This is a genomic window from Mycobacterium lehmannii (assembly GCF_002245535.1).
Lineage (GTDB): Bacteria > Actinomycetota > Actinomycetes > Mycobacteriales > Mycobacteriaceae > Mycobacterium > Mycobacterium lehmannii.
Genome location: NZ_NKCN01000014.1, coordinates 1 through 24,852 on the forward strand (window position 1 = coordinate 1; position 24,852 = coordinate 24,852).

The following is a 24,852-nucleotide window of genomic DNA, read 5'->3' on the forward strand; positions in this document are numbered from 1 at the left end:
TGTCGTGATGCAGGCGGGAGGGGGAACACGGTGGAGCTCTGCGGCTGTTGGGCTCGGAGGTGTGTATGAGAGACGGGCGGTGGGGGTGGTGGCGGCGGCGACCACGAGCTCGGCTCCTCGGCCGGCTGCCGGCCCCAGTCTGCGTCGCCGGCTCTGCGGTGCGCCCCACCGCGCTCGGCGGCCGGCTGCTGCCAGTCGAACTCCGGCGGTTGGGGTTCGGCGGGCACATCGATGATCGGGCTTTCCTCGGTCCGCTCCTCGATGTCGGGCCGGTACTCGTCGATGCGGCTGCTGCTGACGCGCCCCGTGGTCTCCGAATCCCGCGCCCAATCGCTGTAGGCGCGCACCGTCGTGCGCTCGGGCTCGATGGCGGGCCGGTGCGACAGGTCCGCGTCGAAGAGGATCTCCAGGTTGGCGCGCAGCGCGGACAGTTCGGCCCGCAGGGTGGCCATCTCGTCGGCGGCCTGGGCGCGCACCTCGGCTTCAAGTTCGCGGCGCAGTTGCGTCTCCAACGACAGCTCGTATTCGCGCCGCGCCGAGATCTCGCGGTCCAGCTGCAGGTCGTAGACGAGCTTGAGGTCGCGCACCTTGGCCTGATCGACGTCGCTCTGGCGTCGGTAGATGACCGATACGAACGCAGCGACCACCGCGGCCCACAACGCCAGGATGACCGCCAGCTTGAGCAGCTCCACCCGATCGGTGAACACCAGGGCGGAGCTGGCCGCGATCGCCAGCACCAGCAACGCGGTCAACAGCATCCAACCCGGCCTGCGGCCGGCACGCCGATAGCGTGCGCTGCGGGTCGGATCGGTCATGGGGGCGACTGTACCTGTCACAGGTCACTCCGCGTGTCGCCTCGTCGGCGATTCGTTCTCGCGCCGGCCGAACTTCGTTAATCCGTTGCCCCATTGGGGTTCTCCGGCGGCTCGCCCGGCGACTTGCAGCAATGCTGCAACCACAGCGCAGCAACCACCAGAGCCAGTCCGCACCCGGCTGCCACCGCGGCGCCCGCGGTGTCCTCGGCGGCGACGCGCAGAGTGGAGCGACGCGGCAACAGGTAGACCAGGACGGCCACCCACCAACCGAAGACCAGCGCGCCGACCCATGCCGAGGCCTTGGCGATCACCACGGACCTCGCCACCGCGAGGGGGTTCAGCCGCCCGGATCCCACGCCGATCTCGCCGTCGCTGATCTTGGCTCGCACATGGAACGCCCAGCCCGCTTCGGCGATGGCGACGGCCAGCAGCGAGACACCCGTCCACAGGGTTATCGGCGGGAACCACCGGTACGACGCGAGCACGAGCAAATAGCCGACGACAGCGGTGAGAACCGCAGCGGCCGCGAGGTCGCGCTTGCGCGTGGGTCCCATCAGCGCAACCCCAACTCGGTGCGGTGGACGCCTTCGCGTTCGGCCGTTTCGAGTGCCCCGAGCAGTTCGTCGACCCGGCGCGGCTCGCCTGCGACCGTCAGCACCGCGTCCGGTTCCACCGCCAGCCACGGCACCAGCACGAAGGCACGTTCATGGGCACGCGGATGCGGCAAAGTCAGTTCGGCGTCCTGCGAGATCACCTCACGTCCCCCGGTTCGGCAGGTCACGATGTCGACGTCGAGCGTGCGCGGGCCCCACCGCTGTTCGCGCACCCGCTCGGCGGCTCGTTCGAAGTCGTGGGCGCGCCGTAGCCAACCGTGGCCGTCGAGCGCGGGATCGTCGGCGATGAGGACGGCGTTGAGGAACGGTCCCTGCTCGACACCGCCCCACGGCGCGGTCTCGTACACCGGCGACGCCGCGCGCAGCGCACCGCCGAGCCCGTCGGCGACCGACCGAAGCATCGCCAGCCGGTCGCCGAGATTCGATCCGATCGACAGAACCGCGGTGGTCACGGGCCACCCCGACCGCGCCGCGAACGACGCGCGACGACCGCGACGTCGGAGAACGTCAGCGGGATCGGTGCGGCGGGCTTGTGCAGGACCACCTCGACGGCGTGCACTCGCTCGTCTTCCATGACGCCGTCGGCGATCTCTGCGGCCACCGTCTCGATCAGGTCCCGCGGTGGCCCGGCGATGATGTCGGCCGCCCGCTGGGCCAACCCGCCGTAGTCCAAGGTGTCGGCGAGGTCGTCACTGGCCGCCGCGGCCGCGAGGTCGATCCAGACCGTGATGTCGACGATGAAGTCCTGGCCGTCGCGACGCTCGTGCTCGTAGACGCCGTGATGGCCGCGAACTCGCAAGCCCCGCAACTCGATTCGGTCAGCCATGCGACCAGGCCTCCAACACCTTCACCGCGTCGACCGAGGCGCGCACATCGTGCACCCGCACGCCCCAGGCGCCGTGCAGACCTGCCAGCGCCGAGATCACCGCCGTCGCGGTCTCCCGCCCGTCCGGCGGCCGCGGTTGTCCCTCGGAGTCCGCGAGCAGCGTTCCGAGGAAGCGTTTCCGCGACGCGCCGACCAACACCGGAATGCCGGTGGCGACGAATTCGGGCAGCGCACGCAACAGCATCCAGTTGTGGTCGCCCGTCTTGGCGAAGCCCAGCCCCGGATCGATGATCAGGTTGGCCGGGTCGACGCCGGTGGCCACCGCGGCGTCCACACTGGCGAGCAGTTCGGTCCGGACCTCGTCGACCACGTTCCGATATGCGGGCACCGCGTGCGGCCGGTCCGCGCCCACCGATCGCCAATGCATCAGCACCCAAGGCACTTTCGCGTCGGCGAGCAACGGCGCCATGTCCGGGTCCGCGCGCCCGCCGGAGACGTCGTTGACGATCTGGGCGCCGTTCTCGAGCGCGGCGCGCGCGACGTCGGCGTGCATGGTGTCGATGCTGACGGTGACGCCGTGGGCGGCGAGCTCCCTGATGACCGGGCACACCCGCGATTTCTCGACGTCGGGCTCGATGCGCGTCGCCCCGGGGCGAGTGGACTCACCGCCCACGTCGACGATCGCCGCCCCTTGGCTCACCAGCTCGAGCCCGTGCTCGACGGCGCGGTCGCGGTCGAGGAACAGCCCTCCGTCGGAGAAGGAGTCGTCGGTGACGTTCACGACTCCCATGACTCGCACCCGTGTCGAGTTCACTTGCGCAATATCAGGTCCAGCGCCTCGGCCCTCGATGCCGCGTCGACCTTGAACTGCCCGCGCACGGCCGATGTGGTCGTCACCGCGCCCGGCTTTCGCACCCCGCGCATCGCCATGCACAGGTGCTCGGCCTCGACCACGACGATCACACCCCGCGGATCGAGTTTGCGCATCATCGCGTCCGCGATCTGACCGGTGAGGCGTTCCTGCACCTGCGGTCGCTTGGCGTAGAGATCGACCAGCCGGGCGATCTTGGACAACCCGGTGACGCGGCCGTCCTCGCCGGGGATGTAGCCGACGTGCGCGACGCCGTGGAACGACACCAGGTGGTGCTCGCACGTCGAGTACATCGGGATCTGCTTGACCAACACCAGTTCGTCGTGCTGCTCGTCGAACGTGGTGTCCAGCACCGAATCCGGATCGATGTAGAGGCCGGCGAACAGCTCCTTGTACGCCCGCGCGACCCGCGCGGGCGTGGACTCCAGGCCGTGGCGGTCCGGGTCCTCGCCCACCGCGAGCAGCAGTTCACGGACCGCCGCCTCAGCGCGCGGCTGGTCGAAGTTCGCGGGACTGAAGGTGACAGAGTTGTGCTGCGACTGCGCCAATGGAGCCTCCTGTGAGCCGGTCGGCCTGTCAGCCGTTACGCCGGCTGTTGTCCTGACCCTTGTCCTCGTGCGGTTGGGGTGGCGCACCCTGTTGCTGCGGTGGCCCCTGCTGCGGATACGGCTGATACGGCGGATAGGGCTGCTGCTGTTGCCAACCCTGGTGCGGCGGCGGATACCAGTAGCCGTGCGGCTGCTGGACGGGGGGCTGTTGCTGCTGCTGTGGCGGCGGCGGCCAGCCCGGTGCGTGCCATCCCGCGGGGGCGCCGTAGTCCGGCTGTGTCGGACCGGCCGAACCGTTGCCGCTGCCGTTGGCGCCGTTGGGCCCGCCCTCGGCCACCTTGGTGGCTTCGGCGGCCTTGGTGGCCGCGGCGATCGCGGCCTTGAAAGCGGGTTCGGGCACCGGTTTCGGCCATTCCTCGCCGCGCTCGATCGCGAGCTCGCCGGGGGTCTTGATCGGCGGCTTGTCGGATGGCACCCGCCCGCCGAAGTCGTCGAACATGGTCAGCCGCGGGCGCTTCTTCACGTCGCCGAAGATCTCCTCGAGCTCACGGCGGTGCAGGGTCTCCTTCTCCAGCAGCTCGCCGGCGAGGGTGTCGAGCACGTCGCGGTACTCGGTCAGGATCTCCCAGGCCTCGGTGTGGGCGGCCTCGATGAGCTTGCGGATCTCGTCGTCGATGATTTGGGCGACCTCGTGGCTGTAGTCGGCCTGGGTGCCCATGGTGCGGCCCAGGAACGGATCGCCGTGCTCGGTGCCGTAGCGCACCGCGCCGAGCTTGGAGCTCATGCCGTACTCGGTGACCATCGCGCGGGCGATCTTGGTGGCCTGCTCGATGTCGGACACCGCCCCGGTGGTCGGCTCCCGGAACACCAGTTCCTCGGCCGCGCGTCCACCCATCGCGAACACCAGCCGCGCGATCATCTCCGAGCGGGTCATCAGGCCCTTGTCGTCCTCGGGGACCGCCATCGCGTGGCCGCCGGTGCGGCCGCGGGCCAGGATCGTCACCTTGTAGATCGGGTCGATGTCCGGCATCGCCCACGCGGCGAGCGTGTGCCCGCCCTCGTGGTAGGCGGTGATCTTCTTCTCCTGCTCGCTGATGATGCGGCTCTTGCGCCGGGGCCCGCCCACGACGCGGTCGACGGCCTCCTCCAGCGCCGGGCCGGTGATCACCGTGCCGTTCTCGCGGGCGGTCAGCAGTGCGGCCTCGTTGATGACGTTGGCCAGGTCGGCGCCGGACATGCCGACGGTGCGCTTGGCCAGCCCGTCGAGGTCGGCGTCGGGGGCGATCGGCTTACCCGCGGAGTGCACCTTGAGCACGGCGCGACGGCCGGCAAGGTCGGGGTTGGAGACCGGGATCTGGCGGTCGAAGCGGCCCGGCCGCAGCAACGCCGGGTCGAGGATGTCGGGCCGGTTCGTGGCCGCGATCAGGATGACGCCCTGACGGTCGCCGAAGCCGTCCATCTCGACCAGCAGCTGGTTGAGTGTCTGCTCGCGTTCGTCGTGGCCGCCGCCCAGGCCGGCGCCGCGCTGACGGCCGACCGCGTCGATCTCGTCGACGAAGATGATGCAGGGGCTGTTCTGCTTGGCCTGCTCGAACAGGTCACGCACGCGGGAGGCGCCGACGCCGACGAACATCTCGACGAAGTCCGAGCCCGAGATCGTGAAGAACGGCACCCCGGCCTCGCCGGCCACGGCGCGCGCCAGCAGCGTCTTACCGGTGCCGGGCGGGCCGAACAGCAACACGCCCTTGGGGATTTTGGCGCCGAGCGCCTGATACCGCGACGGGTTCTGCAGGAAGTCCTTGATCTCGTAGAGCTCTTCGACGGCCTCGTCGACGCCGGCGACGTCGGCGAAGGTGGTGCTCGGCATGTCCTTGTTGAGCATCTTGGCTTTGGACTTGCCGAACCCGAAGCCCATCCGGCCGCCGGTCTGCATGCGGGAGAACATCACGAACAGGCCGACCAGCAGCAACAGCGGCAGCAGGTAGATCAGCAGCGAGCCGAGCATGCTGCCCTGGTTGACGACCGTGTTGGTCTTGACGTTCTTGTCCTGAAGCGCCTCGAACAGCGTGACCCCGTACCCGGTCGGGTATTTGGTGAGGATCTTGTCGCTGTTCTCGGTGTCGCCGTTGCCGCTCTTGAGTTCGAGCCGCAGCTGCTGTTCACGGTCGTCGATCTGCGCGCTCTTGACGTTGTCGCCGTTGATCTGGGCGACCGCCACCGACGTGTCGATGGGCTTGTAACCCCGCGTGTCGTCGCTGAAGTAGTAGAAGGACCACCCCAGCAACAGCACGACCGCTATCACGCTCAGCGTGCGGATGACATTTTTCCGATTCATCAACTATCCGTCGTCGTCCGGCCGCGTGGCGGGCCGTTGTCCCCGGCCGTCAGCGACCACTCCTGCCTTCAATGCCTTTTCAAGCCGTCGAAGCCTCTCCAACAAGTACGCGGTTGGAATAGTTCAGGCTACCGCTAGACCAACGAACCAAGGTTCCCGACGGTTCTCCCGACATCCCGGCGAACGTGGGTTACCCGCACGCTGCCGGCCGCGGCGGCGTGCTTCAACCACACACTCGCGCACCGAGGACTGTGCTTGGGTGGAGATCGTGATCACCCCGACCGAGCGGTTCGTCGACACCAACGGCGTGCGCCTGCGGGTGCTCGAGGCGGGCGAACCGGGCGCTCCGCTGGTGGTACTCGCCCACGGTTTTCCCGAACTCGCATTCTCTTGGCGCCATCAGATGCCCGCATTGGCCAAGGCCGGCTATCACGTGCTGGCTCCCGATCAGCGCGGCTACGGGCAGTCGTCCAAGCCCGATGCCGTCGACGCCTACACGGTGGTCGAGCTCAGCGCCGACATCGTCGGCCTGCTCGACGACGTCGGCGCCGACCGCGCGGCCATCGTCGGGCACGACTTCGGCGGGGTGGTGGCCTGGGCTGCGCCGCTGCTGCATCCGGACCGGTTCGCCGGCGTTGTCGGTGTCTGCACACCGCCGGTGCCGCGCTCGCGGGTGCCCACGACGCAGGCGTTCCGCCGCATCTTCGGCGAGAAGTTCTTCTACATCCTCTACTTTCAGGAGCCGGGTCCGGCCGACACGGAGCTCAACCGAGACCCCGCCACGTCGATCCGCAAGCTGCTCGCGTCGACGGCCTCGTCGAAGGGCGGGCTCGTCGGCGACCGGATGATCGCGCAGGGACCGGCTGGGCTCCTGTCCCGTATCCCCGAGCCCGACGGCCTGCCCGACTGGATCAACGAGCGCGAACTCGACCACTACGTCGAGGAGTTCACCCGCACGGGCTTCACCGGTGCGCTCAACTGGTACCGCTGCTTCGACCGCAACTGGGAGCTGACGGCGAACACCCCGGCGACGACCATCGGCGTGCCTGCGTTGTTCGTCGGCGCCACAGAGGATCCGACCCAGGCCTTCGCCCGGCGGGACCGCGCCCGCGAGGTGGTTACCGGCGACTATCGCGAGGTGATGATCGACGGCGGGCACTGGTTGCCGCAGGAGCGGCCCGCGGCGGTCAACGCCGCGCTGCTGGAGTTCTTGAACCGATTGGATTGGTGAATGCGCGCTGCCGTACTGCGAGGCGGACAGATGGTGGTCCGCGACGACGTGCCCGAACCGGTTCCCCAAGAGGGTCAGGTCCTGGTCGCGGTCAAGGCTTGCGGGATCTGCGGTTCAGATCTGCACTTCGCCAAGCACGGCGACCAGATGGTGCGGCTGACCCGCGAGATCACCGGTATGCCGGTGCAAGGAGGCCTGCCGGTCGACCTCGGCGATGACGTGTTCATGGGCCACGAATTCAGCGCTGAGATCCTCGAGGCCGGTCCCGGCACCGACGCACCCCCGCCGGGAACTCTAGTCACGTCGCTACCGGTGTTGTTGTCGCCCAAGGGCTTCGAGCCGATCATGTCCAGCAACACCGTACTCGGTGGATACGCAGAGAGGATGCTGCTGTCGGTGCCGCTACTGCTGAGCGTGCCGGACGGCGTCGACCCACGGCACGCCGCATTGACCGAACCGATGGCCGTCGGGTTGCACGCCGTCAACAAGTCCGCCATCACCGCCGGCGAGGCCGCGCTGGTCCTCGGCTGCGGTCCGATCGGCATCGCGATCATCGCCGCCCTGCGACTCAAGGGCGTCGAACACATTGCGGCGGCGGACTTCTCGGTGCGCCGGCGGGAACTCGCCGCGACGATGGGCGCGCACGTGACGCTCGATCCCGCGCAGGGTTCTCCGTTCGACGGCGCGACACCCGCGGTGATCTTCGAGGCCGTCGGCGTCCCCGGGATCATCGACGACGTGATGCGCAGGGCTCCGTTGGGCAGCCGCCTGGTGGTGGCCGGAGTGTGCATGCAGCCCGACACGGTCACGCCGTTGTTCGGCATCGCCAAGGAGATCAACGTCCAGTTCGTCAACTCCTACGACCACAACGAGTTCGCGGAGACGTTGCGCGCCATCGCCGACGGGCGCATCGATGTCTCGCCGCTGATCACCGGCGAGGTGGGACTCGAAGGCGTCGGCGCCGCGTTCGACGAACTCGCCGACCCCGACACGCACTGCAAGATCATGGTGACCCCCTGACGGTAGGGTGCCAGCCATGCCAATCGCTGCCCGGGCGAATACGCCCACCCGAATCCTCGCGGCCGCGGCGGTGGGGTTCATCGCCCTGCTCTCGGGCTGTGACGCGACGGCCGCCCCCGTCCTCACCAACGACGACGACAGCGCACAGCGCCAGGTGACGGTCGTCGGCACCGGTGAGGTGCTCGGCACGCCCGACACACTGACGATCAACGCGGGGATGGAGGTCGTCGCCGCCGACGCCGCCGGCGCGCTGAACCAGACCAGCCAACTGCAGCGTGGCGTCATCGACGCGCTGGTCGACTCTGGCATCGACCGCAAGGACATCAACACCTCCGAGGTGAGCGTGCAGCCGCAGTACGCGGGCGGCGACAACACCACCATCAACGGCTACCGGGCGACGAACACGATCGACGTCAAGGTCCGCGCGCTCAACACGGCGCCACAGGTGTTCGGGATCATCGCGAGCAGGGGCGGCAACGCGACGAGGATCAACAACGTCACCCTCGCCATCGAGGACGACTCACAGCTGGTGCGCGAAGCGCGCGCCCGGGCCTTCAACGATGCCAAGAGCCGCGCCGAACAGTACGCGCTGCTGGCCGAATTGGACCTCGGCAAGGTCATCTCGATATCCGAGGTGCCTTCCTCGTCACCCCCGACGCCGTATCAGGGTCCACACGGCCAGGCCGCGGATATGGCGACGGTGCCGATCGAGCCGGGCCAGCAGGCCGTCGGCTTCAACGTCACCGTGGTCTACGAGCTGACCTAACCCGCTCTCGTTGAATTGCCGGCTCAGCCGGCGGGCGCGATATCTACTGGGATCCCGTTGAGCACCGCGGTCCCCGACAGCGGATCCAGATGGTTGCCGTCGTTGAGCTGGTTGACGTTCACGCCCGGCGCACCGGCCGCCACCCGTTGACCCGTGCCGTCGCGGTCGTGGCCCCAGCCGTGCGGTAACGACACCACGCCTCGCCGCATATCCGGCGTGATCTCGACCGGCGCCAGCAGCTCACCTCCCGGCCCCTTGACGACGGCGGTGTCGGTCAGGCCGAGCTCGGCGGCGTCGTCGGGGTGGATCCGCAGCGTGCACTGGTTGGAGCCGCCCGAAAGCGCGGGCAGGTTGTGCATCCAGCTGTTGTTGGAACGCAGGTGCCGTCGCCCGATGAGCACGAACCCGTCGGCCCGCACACCGAGCGCATTCCGCAGTCGCGCGACGTCGGCGGTCAACTCGGGCGGTGCCAGTTCGATCCGTCCGGACGGCGTTCGCAGCACCTCGGCGAGGCGCCGACGCAGCGGACCAAGGTCGATGCCGTGCGGTGCGGCCTTGAGCTTGGCCAGCGTAAGACCGTCGGGGTTGGCGCCGAACGCGTCTCCGTAGGCGCCGAGGCGCAGCATCATGTCGAGGCGCCGTTCGTAGCCGGGAGCCGTCGGCAGCATCGCGGTCATCTCGTCGACGGATCGCCCGGCGACCGGCGAGTCGGGGTCGGCGGTCTCCTTGGCCAGCGTCGCGGCGATCACCTGATCGTCGACCAGCATCGGATCGGCGCCGGGGCCCAGACCGTAGAGAATCAGGGCGATGCGCGCGAGGATCTCGGCTTCGTCCGGTCGGTCGGTCAACGGGAGCGCAGGCGGTGAGTACCGCGCGTTGTTGCGCACCGCCAGGCCGTTGAGCGCGACGTCGAAGTGCGCGCTGCGCGACGGCGGAGGCGGCGGCAGGATGACGTCGGCGTGCCGGGTGGTCTCGTTCAGGTACGGGTCGATGCTCAGCATGAACTCGACGCGCTCCAGCGCCTTGTCGAGTCGATCGCCGTCGGGCGCCGACAGCACCGGGTTGCCCGCGATCGTGATCATGGCCTTGATCTGCCCGTCGCCGGGGGTGTCGATCTCCTCGGCCAACGCTGCGGCCGGAAACTCCGACAGCACTTCGGGATAACCCGATACGCGGCTGTGCCAACGCCCGGTGGAAAAGCCCCGGCCTCGCTTGGGCGGCCGCGCCGCGGACGCGATCGGCGATTGCGGGAACATCGCGCCGCCGGGGTGATCCAGGTTGCCGGTCAGGATGTTCACGACATCGACGAGCCAGCTGCCCAAGGTGCCGAATTCCACGGTGGACGTGCCGATCCGGCCGTACACGGCGGCCGACGGCGCCGCCGCGAGTTCGCGTGCCAGCGTGCGGATGTCGTCGGCGGGCACCCCGCAGTACGCCTCGACCGTGTCCGGTGAGAAGTCGGCGGCGAGCGCACGCACCAGGTCGACACCGTCGACGTGCCCGTCGAGGCCCTTCAGGTCCGCGAGGTCCTCATCGAAGAGCACGTGGACGACGCCCAGGAGCAGCGCCGCGTCGGTGCCGGGTCGCGGCGCCAGGTGGCGGTCGGCGAGTTCGGCGGTACGCGTGCGGGCGGGGTCGATGACCACGAGGCGGCCGCCGCGCCTGCGCAGCGCGCGCAGCTTGCCGGGAAAGTCGGCGGCGGTCGCGAGGCTGCCGTTGGAGACAAGGGGGTTCGCACCGATGATCACGAGGTAGTCGGTGCGGTCGAGGTCGGGCACGGTGAACGCGACGGGGCTGCCGAACATCAGGCCCAGCGCGACGTGCTTGGGCATCTGGTCGAGGGTGCTCGCGGAGTACACCTGTCGGGTGCCCAGCGCCTTCACGACCAGCGGGGTGTACAACCCGCCGGCGATGGTGTGGGCGTTCGGATTGCCCAGGTAGACGCCGACGGCCGCACCGCCGTGCTCGGCGATGACACCCCCGAGCCCCTCCGCGGCCGCGGCGAACGCCTCCTCCCAGGTCGTCTCGGTCAGCACACCGTCACGCCGGATCATCGGCCGGGCCAACCGGTCGGGATCGTTGTCGAGTTCGCCGAAGCTGGCGCCCTTGGGGCAGATGAAGCCGTGGCTGAACACGTCGTCGCGGTCGCCGCGGGCACCGACAACGCGACCGTCGTCAATGGTGAGGACCAGGCCGCAGGTGGCCTCGCACAGGGGGCAGATCCTCAGCGCCGTCGTCGTCATGCCCCCATCTTGCGCCGAAATTGCATTCCGGCAGGTCTCTACTCGCACTTTCGCTGCTGGAACGCAATTTCGCGGAGGCGTCAGTGCTGCTCGTACACCTTCGGGTCCAGCGTGCCGATGTAGTCGAGGTCGCGATAGCGCTCGGCGTAGTCCAGGCCGTAGCCGACGACGAACTCGTTGGGGATGTCGAATCCGACGTGCGCGATCTCGACGTCGGCGCGCACCGCGTCGGGTTTGCGCAGCAGCGCGCACACCCGCAGCGAGCGGGGGTGGCGGGTGGCGAGGTTGCGCAGCAACCACGACAGGGTCAGCCCGGAGTCGACGATGTCCTCGACGATCAGCACGTCGCGGCCGTTGATGTCGCGGTCGAGGTCTTTGAGGATGCGCACCACACCGGACGACGACGTCGACGAACCGTAGGAGCTGACCGCCATGAACTCCAGCTGCGTCGGCAGCGGGATCGCGCGCGCCAGGTCCGTGACGAAGAAGACCGCGCCCTTGAGCACGGTCACCAGCAGGAGATCTTGGCCGTTTTCGGCGACGGTGTCGCGGTACTCCTCGCCGATCAGGGCGCCGAGCTCGGCGATCTTCGCCTGGATCTCGTCGGACGACAGCAGCACCGACTTGATGTCACCGGTATACAAATCGGCGGATCGCTCAGGCACGGGCACAGTTTTTCATGGTTCGCACCGGCTCCGTGTGCAGGGTCAGCATGCCGTCGCGGCGGCCCGCGATCAGCCGTCGCTCGCGCAGGGGGGATCCGACCGCGACCCCGCCCTGGCCTCGCCACGCCGTGACGAGGGCGTCGACGGCGCGGATCTGCTTGTCGGTCAGTCCGGCGGCACCGCCATCCAGGAGCCATCGACGAATCACCCTGCGCCGCAGTGCTTCTGGGAGAAGGGCGAGCTCGGCGCCGTCGAGCGCATCGTCGCGGCGCAGCCTGGTCAGTGCGCGGTCGGCCAGCTCGTCGAGGGTGTCGGTGTCGGCGCGCAACGCGCCTGCGGTGCGGGCCAACGCCTCGGCGACGCCTCCGCCGAGAACGTCTTCGAGCAGAGGTAGCACCTCCTCACGCAGGCGAACCCTGGTGAACCTGCGGTCCGCGTTGTGCGGGTCCTGCCACGGCGACAGACCGAGCTCGTCGCACGCCGCCTCCGTCGCCGCCCGCCGCACACCGAGCAGGGGCCTGCCCCACGGCGGGTCCCACGGCCGCATGCCTGCGATCGACCGCGGCCCGGAACCGCGGCCCAAACCCAGCAGCACCGTCTCGGCCTGGTCGTCCAGCGTGTGGCCCAGTAGCACGGGCATCCCGTCCCTCGCCGCGTCCAACGCGCGGTATCGCGCGGTGCGCGCGGCGGCTTCGGGACCCCCCACCGTACCGATGTCGACGGTGATCACCTGCGCTGCAACGCATCCCACTGACAGACCGTGTTTCCGCGCGTTCTCCGCCACGGCGGCGGAGTCCGGCTGCAACTGATGGTCGACGATCAGGGCGGTGGTCGGTTTGAGCCGCGCCGCGACCGCGGTCAATGCCAGCGAGTCGGGGCCTCCAGACAGTGCGACGCACCAGCGGTCGCCGACCCCGAAGTCGCGGTCGAACGCCTCGACCGCCGCCCGAAGCCCGGCTACAGCACCCTGTCGATCCATCGTTGAGGCTCGTCGATTTCGGTTGGCAGAGGCAATGTTTCGGGTCCCGTCCACACGGCATTGAACCGGTCCATGCCGACAGCGGACACCACGTGGTCCACGAACGCCTTGCCGCGGGTGTACTGGCTGAGCTTGGCGTCGATGCCCAGTAGCATCCGCACCACCCGCTGCAACGGCGACTGTTTGCGCTGACGTCGCTCGTCGAACCGCTTGCGGATCGTGGCGACCGACGGCACCACAGCGGGACCGACGGCGTCCATCACGTGGTCCGCGTGGCCTTCCAGCAGCGTGCCGAGCACGAGCAGTTTGTCGAGGGCCTCACGCTGAGGTTCGGACTGCACCGCCCGCAACAGCCCGATCATCCCATTCGAATTGACATCTGCCACACCGCCGTTCGCCTCGTCGCGGCGGCTGCGCACGAACGAGGCGAGCCTGGAGACCATCTCGGTGATGTCTTCGGAGCTTTCCTCGGTGAGCACGGCGAGTGCACCGGACATGTGTTCGGCAAGCCACGGGTTGGCGCGGAACTGCACCCGGTGGGTGACCTCGTGCAGGCAGACCCACAGCCGGAAGTCGTAGGGCTGCACCTGCAACTGGCGCTCAACGGCGATCACGTTCGGGTAGATCAGCAGCAGTTCGCCACCGCCGGGGCCGAACGGGTCGTACTGGCCGAGGATGCCCGAGGAGATGAACGCCAGCACCGCTCCGGTCTGCGCACCCGTGATGCGCCCGCTGATGGCACCTGCCGGCTTGTCCGATCCGCCCGTCATCATGCGCATGGACCGGGTGGCCGCGCGAATCCACTGGGGGCGGTCCACGATTCGCGCCTCGGGGATCTCACCGCCTTCGGTCATACCGGTGACCTCGCGCACCGGCAGTTCGGCGGAGCGCGACGCCGCGGCCAACTGCTCGATCACCTGCTTGCGCGTGTAGTCGGTCGACGCCGGGCCGGGCCGGGCGAGCTTCTCCCCCACGGCGGCGGCGAAGTCCCAGTCGACGGCGCGACCGACCGACAGCGAGGACTTGGTCGAGGGGCTCACGCGCTGCACCCGCAGGCTCGCAGAGTGGCGGCCACGTTGTCGAGCGCGATGCGTCCGGTCGGGCCTGCGTTGTTGGAGATCAGCGCGAACGTGAGCACCCGTCCGTCCTCGTCGGTGACGATGCCCGACAGCGAATTGGTGCCGGTCAGCGAGCCGGTCTTGGCCCGCAGAAAGCCGGCCGAATCCTTGTGCGGCCCTTCGAGATAACGGTTGGACAGGGTGCCGCTGCCGCCGGCCACCGGCAGCAGGTCGACCAGCGGTCGCAACGCCGGATGCTCGTCACCGGCCGCGGCTTGGGCCACCTCGTCGAGCGTCTTCGCGGTGAGCCGGTCGTCGACCGACAGCCCGCTGGAGTCGAGCAGCCGCGCCCCGGCCGTGTCGATGCCGGCGTCGGCGAGCGCGCTCAGCGTCGCGCGCGTCGCGCCGTCGAAACTCTGCGGCCGGTTCGCCTGCGCGGCGACCTCGCGGCCGATCGCCTCGGCCATCACGTTGTCTGAGGCGTACATCATGTCGCGTAGCCGCGAGATCAGCGGCGGCGACTCGACAGCGGCGATCTCCTCACCGCTGGCCGCGCCCGGCAGCACGGTCACCGTCGCCGGGTCGACCTTCAACGCCACCGCCAGCGCTCGCCCGGCATCCAGCGCCGGCGTGTGCGAACGCACCGAGTCGTAGCTCACCGGCTGGGTGCGGCCGCCGTCGAGCATCACCGACTCCATCGGCGCGATGTCGCCGTAGTCGATGTCGAGCGGATCCCAGCCCGGCGCCAGCGTCGGTCCGCTGTAGGTGCTGACGTCGACCGCCACCCGGGTGACCTCCATACCGCTGCCGCGGACCTGCTCGGCCAGGTCGCTGATGCGTGCCGCGTCGCGGTACCAGGTGTCCTCACCGGGCGGTGCCGCCGACAGCGTCGGATCTCCGCCACCTTTGAGCACCACCACCCCGGGCTGGCTGCCGCGCAGCACGCGGGTGGTGAGCCGCGCGTCGCGGTCCAGCGTCAGCAGCGCGGCCGCGGCCGTCAGCGACTTGTTGGTCGACGCCGGCTGCATCGGCATGTCGGGCCGTTGCGCCCACAACTCGGCCCCGGTCAGCGCGTCGGTGACCCGGCCGGTGAGGTCGCCGAGGTTCGGGTCGGCCAGTACGGGCGCGAGCTTTGCGGCCAGCCGGTCCGGGACAGGCTTGGGCGCCGAGTCGGCGACCGGCACGACACCGGGGTTCGCGGTCGCGGCCGGCGGCGTCGGCTTCCCCGCCGAGGCTTCGGTCGACCGACCTGTGGTGAGCATCGCGGCCACCGCCACGACCACGGCAACCAGCAGCAAAACCGCCACCGAAACCGCCACGTGCGTGGATCGCCGCCACTGACTGGGCCGCATAACCCTCCTGCTCAACCTGGACCGCCCCCGTACAGCAGCGTATCCCTCGATTAATGTTGACCCGCGTTATCACCGGATGACCCAGACCAGAGCACAGGGCAAGGAGCCGCGGCCGTGCAGTTCGAGGTAGTGATTGAGATCCCCAAGGGTTCCCGCAACAAGTACGAGGTGGACCACGAGAGCGGCCGGGTGAAGCTGGACCGCTACCTGTACACGTCTATGGCCTACCCGACCGACTACGGGTTCTTCGAGGACACCCTCGGTGAGGACGGCGACCCGCTGGACGCCCTGGTACTGCTGCCCGAATCCGTGTTCCCCGGCTGCATCGTCGATGTCCGTCCGGTGGCGATGTTCCGGATGACCGACGAGGCCGGCGGCGACGACAAGGTTCTGTGTGTGCCTGCCGACGACCCGCGCTGGGAGCACATCCAGGACCTCGGCGACGTGCCTTCCTATGAGCTCGAGGCGATCAAGCACTTCTTCGTGCACTACAAGGATCTCGAACCGGGCAAGTATGTGAAGGCCGCCGACTGGGTCGGTCGCGCCGAGGCCGAGGCCGAGGTCCAGGCGTCGGTCGAGCGGTTCCAGAAGGACCACTGAGCCCGATTTACGGGCGCGCTGATTTTTCCTCGCCGTAACACGACGTAACCGGGACGTTCTCCCCGCGGTCGATCATTGCTGTCGTGTTGATGCATCAGGGGATCGGCCTCGAAGCGTTCAACGCCATGCCGATGCGCAGGGCCGTACACGCCGTGTACGAATGCTGCTACAGCGTGCCGCTGGCCGCCGATCTGGCGCGCGGGCGGCCGTACGCCGACCACGACTCGCTGTTCCGGGAAGCCGATGCGCTGCTGTTCAGCCTCGGCGAGGACTCCATCGACACCATCCTGCAGGCCTACCCGGACGTCGGGCGGCGACCGGGCAGCGAGAAGTCGGCCGCTGAGCAGTGCGCGATCTGGTGCGACCAACCCGTGTTGATGGAACGCCTGAGTCAGGCGTCGAAGCAATACCTCGAGCACTTCGGCTTCGGGTTCGTGATGTTCGTCAACGGCTTCGACGCGGGGCGGGTGCTCGCGGCGATTCTCGACCGGATGCACAACGACATCGAGACCGAGCGCAAGGTCGTCCGCAACGAGTTGGCCCGCATCAATCGCACCCGGCTCGAACGCATGCTGGGTCCCGAAGGCGGCTATGACAACTGGTGACGCCGGACCCCTGAGCCGCCGAGCGCCGGCTACGACGCCTGCGCCTGACCGCGTAGTTCGAGGCTTCGCAGCACTGCGCGGCCCAGCGCGTGCACGTCCTCACGCGGCGACACGGGCACGAGCGTGACGCCGTCGGCGACGCCAGCCGATTCGATGTCGGCGATCAGGCCGGCGAGACCGTCGACGGTGCCTGCGTAGCGCACGCCGCCAGCCGGTTCCAAAACGTCGCGCACGGACCGGAAGTCGGCTGCGACGGCGACCGTGACGTCAAGGATGACCGCGATGTCGCCGTCGGCCCGCACCCGGGCGCGGACCCGCCGCGCGTGTTGCAGGTCCTTGGCCGCGACGCGGACGGGCGGTTGGCCACCGTCGGTCAGTTCATCCCAGATGTCCGGGGTCTCGGTCACAAAGAGGCGCACCCGGCAAGGCTAGGAGACTGCTCGCGGCGGGCCGAGCGTTGTGCTCAGCGCGAATCCAATTTCGAACTGTCGTTGGCCGCGTTCTTCACATCGTGCACCCGGGTCTTGTAGAGGCTCGCCGCGGTAGTGATGAGCAACGTCACGATGATCACGCCCAGCGACAGCAGGGTCGGGATCTCGGGCACCGGGACGTGCTCACCGCCGTTGATGAACGGCACCTCGTTCTCGTGCAAGGCGTGCAGGAGCAGCTTGACGCCGATGAAGCCCAGGATGAAGGCCAGGCCCTGCGACAGGTACACCAGCCGTTTGAGCAGGTCGCCCAGCAGGAAGTAGAGCTGACGCAAACCCATCAACGCGAACACGTTGGCGGTGAATACCAGGTACGGCTCCTGGGTGAGCCCGTAGATGGCCGGGATCGAGTCGAGCGCGAAGATCAGGTCCGTGGTGCCCAACGCCACGATGACGAGGAACATCGGCGTCATCAACCGCTTGCCGTTCTCCTTCACCCATAGCTTCAGGCCGTCCCACTTGTCGGTCATGCTCAGGTGGTTGCGGGCGAACCTGACCACGATGTTGTCGCCGTCGTCTTCGTGGTCGGTGTCGCGGGCGAGATTGATGGCCGTGTAGATGAGGAACGCAGCGAAGATGTAGAAGACCCACGAGAACTGGTTGATGGCCACGGCGCCGAGCGCGATGAAGATGCCGCGGAAGATCAGCGCCAGGATGATGCCGACGAGAAGCGCCTGCTGCTGATACTTCCGGGGCACATTGAAGCTGGCCATGATGATCAGGAAGACGAACAGGTTGTCCACCGACAAGCTGTACTCGGTGAGCCAGCCCGCGAAGAACTCGACGCCGTACTGGCTGCCATGGAAGAACCAGGTCCAGATCCCGAAGGCGATCGCCAGGCTGACGTAGATTGTCAGCGCGGTCCCGGTCTCCCGCTTCGACGGTTCGTGCGGCCGGCGGCCGATCACGATGACGTCGAACAGCAGGATGGCCATCGTCACGCTCAGCGTGATGATCCATTCGAGAGTGGAAACGTTCACTTAACCTCCGGTCGTCAAAACGCCGGAGGTCTCTTCCACCGCCACGGTCAAACGTGTCGGCCCGCAGCACCGGTCGTCCGATGACGGCCGACGTGATGACGACACCGCGGCGAAGGAATACTCCCCTCCGCAGGCGATTCTGCCAGGTACTGGCGAATGACCGGTAGCGGGGAAAGTCAAACCTCCGCCGCGCCCCTTTTCGGTGCTCGGCGGCCAGTGTCGCAATCGTGATCGCGACGCCGCGTGCGGCTCGGGCGGCACCGGGGGTGGGCTGAGTAGCTTTGTAGCCGTGACTGGGGAGTTGCGGCAGGAGATCCCACCTCAATATCTGTTGTCCCCGCTCGCGCCGGAGCCGCGAACGCTCATCGACATCCTCTATGAGACCGCGAAGCGCTTCCCGGAGGCGCCCGCGATCGACGACGGCGACGTCCAGCTCACGTACGCCGAACTGATCACCGACATCGAGGACAGCGTCGCTTGGCTCGCCGCGCGGGGCATCGGCCGCGGCGACCGGATCGGGATCCGGATGCCGTCGGGAAGCTACGCGCTCTACGTCGCGATCCTCTCCGTGTTGGCCACCGGCGCCGCTTATGTACCCGTGGACGCGGACGACCCCGAAGAACGGGCTGAGCTGGTGTTCACCGAGGCCGACGTGGTGGCGGTCATCACCGAAGCCGGCCTGTCGCGCGGGCCGGGGTCTTCGCGGGGTTGGCGGGCCGCGTCGCCTCTGGGCCGCGACGATGCGTGGATCATTTTCACGTCCGGCTCCACCGGCACACCGAAGGGCGTGGCAGTCACCCACCGCAGCGCAGCCGCGTTCGTCGACGCTGAGGCGCAATTGTTCGTTCAGGACAGTCCGATCGGACCGGGCGACCGGGTGCTGGCCGGTTTGTCGGTGGCCTTCGACGCGTCGTGCGAAGAGATGTGGCTGGCGTGGCGCCACGGCGCCTGCCTGGTGCCCGCGCCGCGGTCGATGGTGCGCAGCGGTATGGACCTCGGGCCGTGGCTGGTGGCCCGCGACATCACGGTGGTGTCGACGGTGCCGACGCTTGCCGCGTTGTGGCCCGCCGAGGCGCTCGAGGCGGTGCGGCTGCTGATCTTCGGCGGCGAAGCCTGCCCACCCGAGTTGGCCGACCGGCTCGCTGTCGAGGGCCGGGAGGTCTGGAACACCTACGGGCCGACGGAGGCGACCGTGGTGGCGTGCGCCGCCCGGCTGTCGGGAGGTGGCCCGGTGGCCATCGGCTTGCCGCTGCTCGGGTGGGACCTGGCGGTGGTCGACTCCGAAGGCGAGGCGGTGCCCTACGGCGCCGTCGGCGAGCTGGTCATCGGCGGCGTGGGGCTGGCGCGCTACCTCGACCCGGAGAAGGACGCGGAGAAGTACGCGGCGATGCCGACCCTCGGGTGGAAGCGCGCGTACCGCAGCGGGGACCTGGTGCGGCTGGAATCCGACGGGCTCTACTTCGTGGGCCGCGCCGACGACCAGGTCAAGGTCGGCGGGCGGCGCATCGAACTCGGCGAGGTCGACACCGCGCTCGTCAACCTGCCCGGGGTGAGCGGCGGCGCGGCAGCGGTCCGTCGCACGGCCGGTGGCACACCGCTGTTGGTCGGCTACATCGCCAGCGCAGATCCTATGTTCGACCTGCCCAAGGCGCGGGTGTCGCTGAACGAGACGTTGCCCGCGGCGCTGGTCCCCCGGCTGGTCCTGGTCGACGAACTCCCGACCCGCACCTCGGGCAAGGTCGACCGCGACGCGCTGCCGTGGCCGGTCGACGTCGGCGACGACGACGGCGCCGGGCTGACGGGGACGATGGGCTGGCTCGCCGGCCTGTGGCGCGACGTGCTCGCCGCGCCGGTCGACGGTCCCGAAGCCGACTTCTTCGCGCTCGGTGGCGGCTCGCTGTCGGCAGCGCAACTGGTCGCCGCCCTGCGTCGGCGCCACCCGCAGGTCACGGTTGCCGACCTGTACGACCACCCGCGGCTCGGGTCGCTCGCGGGTTTCCTCGACGAGCTCGATCCGCCGCCGCAGGTGCATCCGCGCACGGTGAAGCCGACGTCGCGCATGACGCAGGCCGTGCAGGTGGCGTTGTCACTGCCGCTGGCCACGCTGACCGGACTGCAGTGGGTGGTGTGGCTGGCGTTGGCCAACAACGTCCTTGCCGGGTTCGTCCCCTGGACCGCACCGCTGAACTGGTGGTGGGTCGGCTTGGGTTTCGTCCTGTTCGTCACCCCGCTGGGCCGGATGAGCATCGCGGCGCTGTGCGCCCGCCTTCTCCTCGACGGGTTGGCGCCGGGCACCTACCGGCGAGGCGGGTCCGAGCACCTGCGGGTGTGGCTCGCCGAACGGCTCGCCGAGGCCAGCGGCGCCGAAAACCTCGCGGGCGCACCATGGTTGGTGTACTACGCCCGCGCACTGGGCAACAAGGTCGGCAAGGGCGTGGATCTGCACTCCACACCCCCGGTGACCGGCATGCTCAAGCTCGGGCACCGAAGTTCGGTCGAGCCCGAAGTCGACCTGTCCGGCCACTGGATCGACGGCGACCTCTTCCACGTCGGGCCGATCACCGTCGGCAACGACGCGACGATCGGCGCACGTACGACACTGCTGCCCGGTGCCGTCGTCGGCAAGAACGCCGATGTGGCCCCCGGTTCCGGCGTCGTCGGCAAGGTGAAGAACGGCCAGTACTGGAAGGGTTCACCCGCGGTGAAGTCCGGCAAGGCCCGTCACCCCTGGCCCGAACACCGCCCGCCGCGGGCGCCGGTATGGGTGGCGGTCTACGGCGTCTCCTCGATCGTTCTCGGAGGACTGCCGTTGCTCGCGATCGCGGCCGGGCTGGCCGTGATCGGATACGGTGTGCGCGAGACGAATTCGGTGGTGGACGCGATCGCCCCCGCGGCGCTGTGGACTCCGGTCGCGACACTGGCCGCCGCACTCATATACGCGGCGCTGACGGTGGTCGGGGTGCGGCTGCTCTCGCTGGGGCTGCGCGAGGGGTATCACCCGGTGCGCAGCCGCACGGGGTGGCAGATCTGGACCACCGAACGGCTGATGGATGCCGCGCGCACCTACCTGTTCCCGATCTACGCAAGCCTGCTTACCCCGTCGTGGCTGCGGGTGCTCGGCGCCAACGTCGGTCGCGGAACCGAAATTTCGACCGCACTGTTGACACCCAAGTTCACCGTCGTCGAGGACGGCGCCTTCCTCGCCGACGACACCATGGTGGCGTCCTACGAGTTGGGTGGCGGCTGGATCCATGTCGCGAAGGCGACGATCGGCAAGAGGGCGTTCCTCGGTAACTCCGGCATCACCCAACCGGGTCGCAAGGTACCCGACGACGGCTTGGTGGCGGTGTTGTCGGCGGCCCCGCACAAAGCCAAGGCCGGGTCCTCCTGGCTGGGCAGTCCGCCGGTCCGATTGCGCCGCAAGCCGACCGCGGCCGACGCGCTGCGCACCTTTCATCCCTCGGCGCGGCTGAAGCTGCTGCGGGGTTTGGTCGAGATGTGCCGGATCATCCCGCTGATCATGACGTTCGCGATCGGGGTGGCGGTGCTGCTCACCCTGCAATGGTTGGCCGTGGAAGCCGGCTGGGGGTGGGCCGCGTTGAGCGCCGGCGCGGTGCTGTTGGTCGCCGGAGGCGTTGCCGGAGCAGCCGCGGTGATCGCGAAATGGCTTGTGGTCGGCCGCATCGAGGCCGGCGAACACCCGCTCTGGTCTCCGTTCGTCTGGCGCAACGAGGTCTACGACACCTTCGTCGAGACCGTCGCGGCCCCGTGGTTCGCCCGCGCGGCCAGCGGGACACCGGTGATGAACCTGTGGTTGCGGGCGCTGGGCGCCGGGATCGGGCGCGGCGTCTGGTGCGAGACGTACTGGTTACCCGAGGCCGACCTGGTGACCCTCGAGCAAGGCGCCACCGTCAACCGCGGCTGCGTGGTGCAGACGCACCTGTTCCACGACAGGATCATGCGAATGGACACCGTTGTGCTGGAGCAGGGTTCGACCCTGGGTGCGCACAGCGTCGCGCTGCCCGCCGCACGTATCGGCGCCGGTGCGACCGTCGGCCCGGCCTCACTGGTCGTGCGTGGCGACGAGGTACCCGCGTCGACCCGCTGGCAGGGCAACCCGATCTCACCGTGGCAGGCGCCGCGCAAGAAACGCGCCGGCACGTCGGCGCCATCGACTGAAGAAACCGCCGCGTGACGCGAGGTAAGAAGAAGTCGACACCGGTAATCGACCCGTACCTGCCCACCAGCGGCAACTTCGGTTACCGGGTGTCACGCTACGAACTCGACATCGAGTACAAGGTCGCCATCAATCGGCTCACGGGCACCGCGACAATCACCGCGGTGACTCTCGCTTCGCTCCGCACCTTCACCCTCGACCTCGCCGACACGCTGTCGGTGACGAAGGTGACCGTCAACGGCGCACGGCCACAACAGTTCCGCACCTCTTCGGGCAAGCTGCACATCGCGTTGCTCGATGTGCTGGCTCCGGGCGCGGCGATGACGATCGTCGTGCGCTACGGCGGCGCCCCCAGGCCGATCCGTTCACTGTGGGGCGATGTCGGTTTCGAAGAACTCAACGACGGCGCCCTGGTCGCGGGTCAGCCGAACGGTGCGCAGTCGTGGTTTCCCTGCGACGACCACCCGAGCGCGAAGGCCAGCTTCCGTCTGCAGATCGCCGCCGAGAGCCCGTACCGGGTGATCGCGAACGGCGAGTTGGTGTCTCGCCGCGCACGGGCCGGGATGACCACGTGGACATACGACTTGCCCGAGCCCACCTCGACCTATCTGGTCACGCTGCAGATCGGGATGTACGAACGCCAGCGGCTGGCCGACAACGGGGTTCCGATCCACGCGGCACTTCCGGACCGGCTGCGGGATAACTTCGAACACGACTTCGCCGCGCAACCGCAGATGATGAAACTGTTCGTCACGTTGTTCGGCGACTATCCGCTCAGCGAGGGCTACACCGTCGTGGTCACCGACGACGACCTCGAGATCCCGCTTGAGGCACAGGGGATTTCGATCTTCGGCGCCAACCATTGCGACGGCAGGGGTCGGGCCGAGCGGTTGATCGCGCACGAACTCGCCCACCAGTGGTTCGGCAACTCGGTGACCGCCAAGCGGTGGCGCCACATCTGGCTGCACGAGGGGTTCGCCTGTTACGCCGAGTGGCTGTGGTCGGAGAACTCGGGCGGCCGCAGCGCCGACGAGTGGGCGCGGCACTACCATCAGCGGCTTGCCAACTCGCCGCGCGACCTGCTTCTGGCCGACCCGGGCCCGCGCGACATGTTCGACGACCGGGTGTACAAGCGTGGGGCGATGACGTTGCATGTGCTGCGACGTCATCTGGGCGACGGCAACTTCTTCGCGCTGCTGCGCGACTGGACTGCGCGCTACCGGCACAGCACCGTGGTGACCGACGATTTCACCGGGCTGGCATCGCATTACGCCGACGAGTCGCTGCGACCGCTGTGGGATGCCTGGCTGTACTCCCCGCAGTTACCCGACCTGGACACGCCGTGACCGACGCGGGCGCGCCCTTCGATCCGGTCACCGCCAGCAGCGCGGCACCGGCCGGTCCCGCCGCGCGCGGCAGCGTCGGCCGGGTCGGTGTGGCCACCGCCGCGATCGCGCTGTGCGGTTATGCGGTGCTCTACCTGGCCGCCCGCGACCTCGAGCCCGCCGGGTTCTCGTTGTTCGCGGTGTTCTGGGGGGCGTTCGGCCTGGTCTCGGGGGCGACGGGCGGGCTACTGCAGGAGGCCACCAGGGAGGTCCGGTCCGCAGCGCACATCGAGGTGACCGAGGGCCCGCGCAGCCGTCCGATGTGGGTGGGCGCTCTCGTGGGCGTCGTGTCGGCCGCTGCGATCGCGCTCAGTTCACCGCTGTGGTCCGAGTATGTGTTCGTCGAGTCCCGGTGGCTTTCAGTGACGCTGCTGTCCGTCGGACTCGCCGCGTACTGCCTGCACTCCACGCTTCTCGGCATCTCGGCCGGACTAAACAGGTGGACGGCGTACGGATCGCAGATGGTGACCGACGCAAGCCTGCGGCTGCTCGTGGCCGTCGCGACATTCCTGGTCGGCTGGGGCCTGGCCGGCTATCTGTGGGCCACCGTGGCCGGTTCGGTGGCGTGGCTGATCATGCTGATCGTCTCGCCCGCCACCCGGCGCGCCGCGGGTCTGTCGACCCCCGTCAGCACCGCGGATTTCCTACGGGGCGCGTCGCATTCGATCACCGCGGCGGGCGCGAGCGCGATCCTGGTCATGGGATTTCCGGTGCTGTTGCAGGCGACCTCCGACGACCTCGGCGCGGTCGGCGGCATCGTGATCCTGGCCGTCACGCTGACGCGGGCCCCACTCCTCGTCCCGCTCACGGCGATGCAGGGCAACCTGGTTGCCCACTTCGTCGACCAGCGCAGGCACCGGATGCGCGCTCTTGTCGCGCCCACGGTGATCGTCACCGGTGTGGGCCTGCTCGGTGTGCTGGTGGCTTGGGCGGCTGGACCGTGGCTGTTGCGCAGCGCATTCGGTGCCGAATACCGCGCCGACGGTGCGCTGCTGGCCTGGTTGACGGGCGGTGCGATCGCCGTTTCGCTGCTCACGCTCACCGGCGCCGCGGCGGTGGCGGCCGCACTGCACCGCGCGTACTCACTGGGCTGGGTTTCGGCGACCGTCGCGTCGACGCTGTTGCTGCTGTTACCGCTGGATCTGCAGACGCGCACAGTGGTCGCGCTGGTGTGCGGTCCGGTGGTCGGTATCGCCGTGCACCTGTTCGCGCTGTCTCGCAGGCGTGCGGCATGACACCGGTTCGAAGCGCAGGTCGCCCCTCCGTATGCTGGCCCCGTTCTAGGGTGAGGAAA

The 24,852-nt window shown here is 68.9% G+C and carries 22 protein-coding genes; 8 read left to right on the forward strand and 14 right to left on the reverse strand.

Going from position 1 to position 24,852, the window contains the following annotated elements; translation table 11 throughout:
• The 7 genes from CEX87_RS16290 to ftsH form a co-directional block, all read right to left on the reverse strand.
• A partial coding sequence (locus tag CEX87_RS16290) for a DUF6779 domain-containing protein (protein ID WP_332888957.1) occupies positions 1-815 on the reverse strand: 815 nt, incomplete at its 3' end.
• A gap of 77 nt (positions 816-892) precedes the next feature.
• Positions 893-1,369 (reverse strand): DUF3180 domain-containing protein, encoded by a 477-nt coding sequence (locus CEX87_RS16295; protein ID WP_066810206.1) that lies wholly within the window; start codon positions 1,367-1,369, stop codon positions 893-895.
• Complete coding sequence (gene folK / locus CEX87_RS16300) at positions 1,369-1,881, reverse strand: 2-amino-4-hydroxy-6-hydroxymethyldihydropteridine diphosphokinase (RefSeq protein ID WP_064427412.1); 513 nt, start codon at positions 1,879-1,881, stop codon at positions 1,369-1,371. The genes CEX87_RS16295 and folK overlap by 1 nt, the downstream gene beginning before the upstream one ends.
• On the reverse strand, positions 1,878-2,255 hold the full coding sequence (gene folB / locus CEX87_RS16305) for a dihydroneopterin aldolase (RefSeq protein ID WP_064399292.1): 378 nt from the start codon (positions 2,253-2,255) through the stop codon (positions 1,878-1,880). Before folB ends, folK begins: the two co-directional genes overlap by 4 nt.
• Positions 2,248-3,045: a dihydropteroate synthase gene (folP, locus tag CEX87_RS16310; protein ID WP_064399381.1), complete on the reverse strand. Its 798-nt coding sequence runs from the start codon at positions 3,043-3,045 to the stop codon at positions 2,248-2,250. Before folP ends, folB begins: the two co-directional genes overlap by 8 nt.
• Before the next feature lie 20 nt (positions 3,046-3,065).
• Entirely contained in the window at positions 3,066-3,674 is a 609-nt protein-coding gene (gene folE / locus CEX87_RS16315) for a GTP cyclohydrolase I FolE (protein ID WP_064399293.1), read from the reverse strand.
• A gap of 28 nt (positions 3,675-3,702) precedes the next feature.
• Positions 3,703-6,009: an ATP-dependent zinc metalloprotease FtsH gene (gene ftsH / locus CEX87_RS16320; RefSeq protein ID WP_064419271.1), complete on the reverse strand. Its 2,307-nt coding sequence runs from the start codon at positions 6,007-6,009 to the stop codon at positions 3,703-3,705.
• A 268-nt stretch (positions 6,010-6,277) separates the two neighbouring features.
• Between ftsH and CEX87_RS16325 the strand changes: the two genes are divergently transcribed.
• Genes CEX87_RS16325 through CEX87_RS16335 form a run of 3 tightly spaced genes read left to right on the forward strand, consistent with a single transcriptional unit; the run spans position 6,278 to position 9,026 of the window.
• Positions 6,278-7,240, forward strand: coding sequence for an alpha/beta fold hydrolase (locus CEX87_RS16325; RefSeq protein ID WP_198957241.1), 963 nt, complete (start codon positions 6,278-6,280; stop codon positions 7,238-7,240).
• On the forward strand, positions 7,241-8,260 hold the full coding sequence (locus CEX87_RS16330; RefSeq protein ID WP_094288101.1) for a zinc-binding dehydrogenase: 1,020 nt from the start codon (positions 7,241-7,243) through the stop codon (positions 8,258-8,260).
• A 16-nt stretch (positions 8,261-8,276) separates the two neighbouring features.
• Positions 8,277-9,026 (forward strand): SIMPL domain-containing protein, encoded by a 750-nt coding sequence (locus CEX87_RS16335; RefSeq protein WP_094288103.1) that lies wholly within the window; start codon positions 8,277-8,279, stop codon positions 9,024-9,026.
• Between the two features lie 23 nt (positions 9,027-9,049).
• On the opposite strand, the gene CEX87_RS16340 is transcribed toward CEX87_RS16335, so the two are convergent.
• The 5 genes from CEX87_RS16340 to dacB form a co-directional block, all read right to left on the reverse strand.
• Positions 9,050-11,269 (reverse strand): molybdopterin-dependent oxidoreductase, encoded by a 2,220-nt coding sequence (locus tag CEX87_RS16340; protein WP_094288105.1) that lies wholly within the window; start codon positions 11,267-11,269, stop codon positions 9,050-9,052.
• Between the two features lie 80 nt (positions 11,270-11,349).
• On the reverse strand, positions 11,350-11,940 hold the full coding sequence (hpt, locus tag CEX87_RS16345; protein ID WP_064425383.1) for a hypoxanthine phosphoribosyltransferase: 591 nt from the start codon (positions 11,938-11,940) through the stop codon (positions 11,350-11,352).
• Positions 11,927-12,913 (reverse strand): tRNA lysidine(34) synthetase TilS, encoded by a 987-nt coding sequence (tilS, locus tag CEX87_RS16350; protein WP_068196071.1) that lies wholly within the window; start codon positions 12,911-12,913, stop codon positions 11,927-11,929. The genes hpt and tilS overlap by 14 nt, the downstream gene beginning before the upstream one ends.
• On the reverse strand, positions 12,892-13,953 hold the full coding sequence (locus CEX87_RS16355) for a zinc-dependent metalloprotease (protein WP_094288174.1): 1,062 nt from the start codon (positions 13,951-13,953) through the stop codon (positions 12,892-12,894). Before CEX87_RS16355 ends, tilS begins: the two co-directional genes overlap by 22 nt.
• A complete protein-coding gene (gene dacB, locus CEX87_RS16360; RefSeq protein ID WP_094288107.1) occupies positions 13,950-15,323 on the reverse strand; it encodes a D-alanyl-D-alanine carboxypeptidase/D-alanyl-D-alanine endopeptidase in 1,374 nt (457 codons plus the stop codon). Before dacB ends, CEX87_RS16355 begins: the two co-directional genes overlap by 4 nt.
• A gap of 114 nt (positions 15,324-15,437) precedes the next feature.
• Here dacB and CEX87_RS16365 point away from each other — a divergent pair, with 114 nt between their 5' ends.
• On the forward strand, positions 15,438-15,923 hold the full coding sequence (locus CEX87_RS16365; RefSeq protein ID WP_064399302.1) for an inorganic diphosphatase: 486 nt from the start codon (positions 15,438-15,440) through the stop codon (positions 15,921-15,923).
• Positions 15,924-16,006: 83 nt separating this feature from the next.
• The gene (locus tag CEX87_RS16370; protein ID WP_231984589.1) at positions 16,007-16,528 is read left to right on the forward strand and encodes a 2-oxo-4-hydroxy-4-carboxy-5-ureidoimidazoline decarboxylase; all 522 of its coding nucleotides are present in this window, start codon (positions 16,007-16,009) and stop codon (positions 16,526-16,528) included.
• 29 nt (positions 16,529-16,557) lie between these two features.
• Here CEX87_RS16370 and CEX87_RS16375 read toward each other — a convergent pair whose 3' ends face one another.
• On the reverse strand, positions 16,558-16,947 hold the full coding sequence (locus CEX87_RS16375) for a hypothetical protein (protein ID WP_068196062.1): 390 nt from the start codon (positions 16,945-16,947) through the stop codon (positions 16,558-16,560).
• A 44-nt stretch (positions 16,948-16,991) separates the two neighbouring features.
• Entirely contained in the window at positions 16,992-17,996 is a 1,005-nt protein-coding gene (locus CEX87_RS16380) for a TerC family protein (RefSeq protein ID WP_064399305.1), read from the reverse strand.
• A gap of 289 nt (positions 17,997-18,285) precedes the next feature.
• Here CEX87_RS16380 and CEX87_RS16385 point away from each other — a divergent pair, with 289 nt between their 5' ends.
• Genes CEX87_RS16385 through CEX87_RS16395 form a run of 3 tightly spaced genes read left to right on the forward strand, consistent with a single transcriptional unit; the run spans position 18,286 to position 24,793 of the window.
• On the forward strand, positions 18,286-22,191 hold the full coding sequence (locus tag CEX87_RS16385) for a Pls/PosA family non-ribosomal peptide synthetase (RefSeq protein ID WP_094288109.1): 3,906 nt from the start codon (positions 18,286-18,288) through the stop codon (positions 22,189-22,191).
• On the forward strand, positions 22,188-23,519 hold the full coding sequence (locus CEX87_RS16390; RefSeq protein ID WP_064427409.1) for a M1 family metallopeptidase: 1,332 nt from the start codon (positions 22,188-22,190) through the stop codon (positions 23,517-23,519). The genes CEX87_RS16385 and CEX87_RS16390 overlap by 4 nt, the downstream gene beginning before the upstream one ends.
• The gene (locus CEX87_RS16395) at positions 23,516-24,793 is read left to right on the forward strand and encodes a lipopolysaccharide biosynthesis protein (protein WP_094288111.1); all 1,278 of its coding nucleotides are present in this window, start codon (positions 23,516-23,518) and stop codon (positions 24,791-24,793) included. The genes CEX87_RS16390 and CEX87_RS16395 overlap by 4 nt, the downstream gene beginning before the upstream one ends.
• Positions 24,794-24,852 lie beyond the last annotated feature (59 nt).

Excerpts from the sequence above, each read along its gene's own strand:
- CEX87_RS16340 (WP_094288105.1), bottom strand. The coding sequence starts at position 11,269 with ATGACGACGACGGCGCTGAGGATCTGCCCCCTGTGCGAGGCCACCTGC.
- folB (WP_064399292.1), bottom strand. The coding sequence starts at position 2,255 with ATGGCTGACCGAATCGAGTTGCGGGGCTTGCGAGTTCGCGGCCATCAC.
- CEX87_RS16335 (WP_094288103.1), top strand. The coding sequence starts at position 8,277 with ATGCCAATCGCTGCCCGGGCGAATACGCCCACCCGAATCCTCGCGGCC.
- CEX87_RS16330 (WP_094288101.1), top strand. The coding sequence starts at position 7,241 with ATGCGCGCTGCCGTACTGCGAGGCGGACAGATGGTGGTCCGCGACGAC.
- folP (WP_064399381.1), bottom strand. The coding sequence starts at position 3,045 with ATGGGAGTCGTGAACGTCACCGACGACTCCTTCTCCGACGGAGGGCTG.
- tilS (WP_068196071.1), bottom strand. The coding sequence starts at position 12,913 with ATGGATCGACAGGGTGCTGTAGCCGGGCTTCGGGCGGCGGTCGAGGCG.
- CEX87_RS16295 (WP_066810206.1), bottom strand. The coding sequence starts at position 1,369 with ATGGGACCCACGCGCAAGCGCGACCTCGCGGCCGCTGCGGTTCTCACC.
- dacB (WP_094288107.1), bottom strand. The coding sequence starts at position 15,323 with ATGCGGCCCAGTCAGTGGCGGCGATCCACGCACGTGGCGGTTTCGGTG.
- ftsH (WP_064419271.1), bottom strand. The coding sequence starts at position 6,009 with ATGAATCGGAAAAATGTCATCCGCACGCTGAGCGTGATAGCGGTCGTG.